Annotated in this window: 2 pseudogenes; one reads left to right on the top strand and one right to left on the bottom strand. The window is 41.2% G+C overall.

Annotated elements, in window-relative coordinates:
• A pseudogene (locus tag F6K52_RS35580) lies at positions 1–1,093 on the top strand (hypothetical protein); the annotation flags it as partial.
• A gap of 258 nt (positions 1,094–1,351) precedes the next feature.
• On the opposite strand, the pseudogene F6K52_RS35575 reads toward F6K52_RS35580, so the two are convergent.
• Positions 1,352–2,165, bottom strand: a pseudogene (locus F6K52_RS35575) (nicotinate phosphoribosyltransferase); the annotation flags it as partial.

Raw genomic sequence — 2,165 nt, 5'->3', positions numbered from 1 at the left:
TCCACTTTTTGTGGGTGTTTTTGATAGAAGAAAGTTTATTTCAGCCTTTAGCCAGCTGCAAATAATCCCGGACTTACGGGCTGTTGCTAATCTGGATGAACAGCTCGACAGTGGTGAAATTGTAAAGGTTGGTAATAACTATATGGTAAAAACCCATATCGTTTACACCGGTATGGATATCAATGAAATTAGTCACATAGACGAAAAAACGTCTTCCTATTTGGTTGATTTTTATCTTTGGTTTAGGTACCAAGGGGATATTCCAGCAGACCAAATCGAGTTCACAAATTATGGAATTGAGCGGCTAGATTCAGGAGAAAAATTGACCTTAAAGGAACCGATAGATACAGATGTAACGGATGGAATTAATTATAAAGTATACCGGGTTAAAGGCGATTTTCATGAAAAGTTTGATTTTCACGATTATCCGTTTGATAATCAGACCCTATCAGCGAGATTTCGACATCTCAATCTAACTCGGGACAAGCTAATTTATGTAGTTGATTTAGTGGGAATGAGAGATACCACTACAGAAAAAGTTCTCAAAAATTGGGAAAGAGCTAAAGTATTTGATAAGATTACCGATTGGAGTGTTGAGGATGCTACATTTTTCCAGGATACGGTGATTAACGATTCAACTTTGGGCAATCGACGATTTATCGATACAGATTCAGATATCGAATATTCCCGATTCAATGTGGTTATTAAAATTAAGCGAGATTTAGTCAGTTTCAGTATCAAGAATCTCTTGCCTCTAATGTTTTTTGTAGTGGTGGGATACCTGTTCATGTTTCTCCCCTTCGATCACATGTCCGTAGAAGCAGTAAGTGGCTTGCTACTAGCGATTGTCTTTTACCATCTGAGCTTAATAGAAGGACTACCGGAGGGGGTTGGCTATGTAGTGGCTCTCGACTATGCCTTTTTTATCGTTTATGTACTCAATGGCTTACAGTTGTTGATGGTGGTGATTGGGAATAGTACGCGGTTTCAGTCTGGTAAGATTAAGATTAGCAAATTAATGGAGTTTGGAAGAGTGGCGTTTCCAGTTATTTTGGTAGTTTACACCTCTCTTCTGTGCTGGCGGTATTTGTAGTTATTTGTTCTAGCGGTTTGCGATTTTATTAAGTACATAGTTATCGGTTTTTAGGGAACAGGGACGCGGAACAGGGAATAGAGCTGTTGACATTCAATCTAAGTTATTGATTAATCTTTAAAAGCTTAAGCTGTTCTGCATTTAAAGTGAAATCAAATAAAAAAGATATATCTCAGTGCCTTTTGCCTTTTGCCTTTTGCCTTTTGCCTTTTGCCTTTTGCCTTTTGCCTTGCTAAAAAGCATTTTTAATGTGATAACTTACCCTTTGGAGGTAGCTATGGTGAGCTGTTGTAGGGCATCAGAAATTTCTACCGGTAGTGGGCTTGGCTGATCAATTTGTCGCGTTGACGTGGCAAGACTGGCAACAGAGGCAGCTGTGCGTTTTTGTATAACCTCTAAAGATTCTGGTGGCTTTAGTCGTTGACCTTGTTTGATCACTTGTTCCAGCAGGGGTTGTTCATGATCTTGGCAGGATTCAGCCATTAATCCTAGCCGGTCTTTGATAACTGTATCTTGGTGAAATTGGCGATAGATTTGCTTGCGCCCTGGATAGGTAACTTTGCTACTGGACTGTTTCATGGTGGGAATGCCATCAATTTCTACTAATTTGTAGACTCCATTGATTGGGTTTCCAGTGACTAGGCGAGTTCCGAGTCCATAACCGTCGATACAAGCACCAGCCTGTTTGAGTCTGGCTATTTCATACTCGTCTAAATCCCCACTGGCAAAAATTGAGACATTGGGTAAATGCGATCGCACCTCTTGGGACAAGGTCACTAAATCCCCAGAATCCAAACGTACTCCAGTCACTTGGATTTCCCCAGCTGCGATTCGTTGAGCCAGACTCTTAGCGGCTGCTACAGTATCGTAGGTATCTATTAATAAGGGAGCATTGGGAAAATAGCGATAAAAGGCCGTAAAAGCATCGTGCTCACTTCCAGATACTGCTGTGATCGCCATCACCAAAGCATGAGCCATGGTTCCTTTAGGCTGACATCCTAATTTCACGGCTGCTAATACAGTCAATGTGCCATCCAACCCAGCTGCTATAGCTGCTCGTCCTGCCCACAAG

This window comes from Moorena sp. SIO3H5 (genome assembly GCF_010692395.1).
Lineage (GTDB): Bacteria > Cyanobacteriota > Cyanobacteriia > Cyanobacteriales > Coleofasciculaceae > Moorena.
Note: the sequence above shows the minus strand (reverse complement) of the source record. Positions and strands in the feature narration are given on the sequence as shown.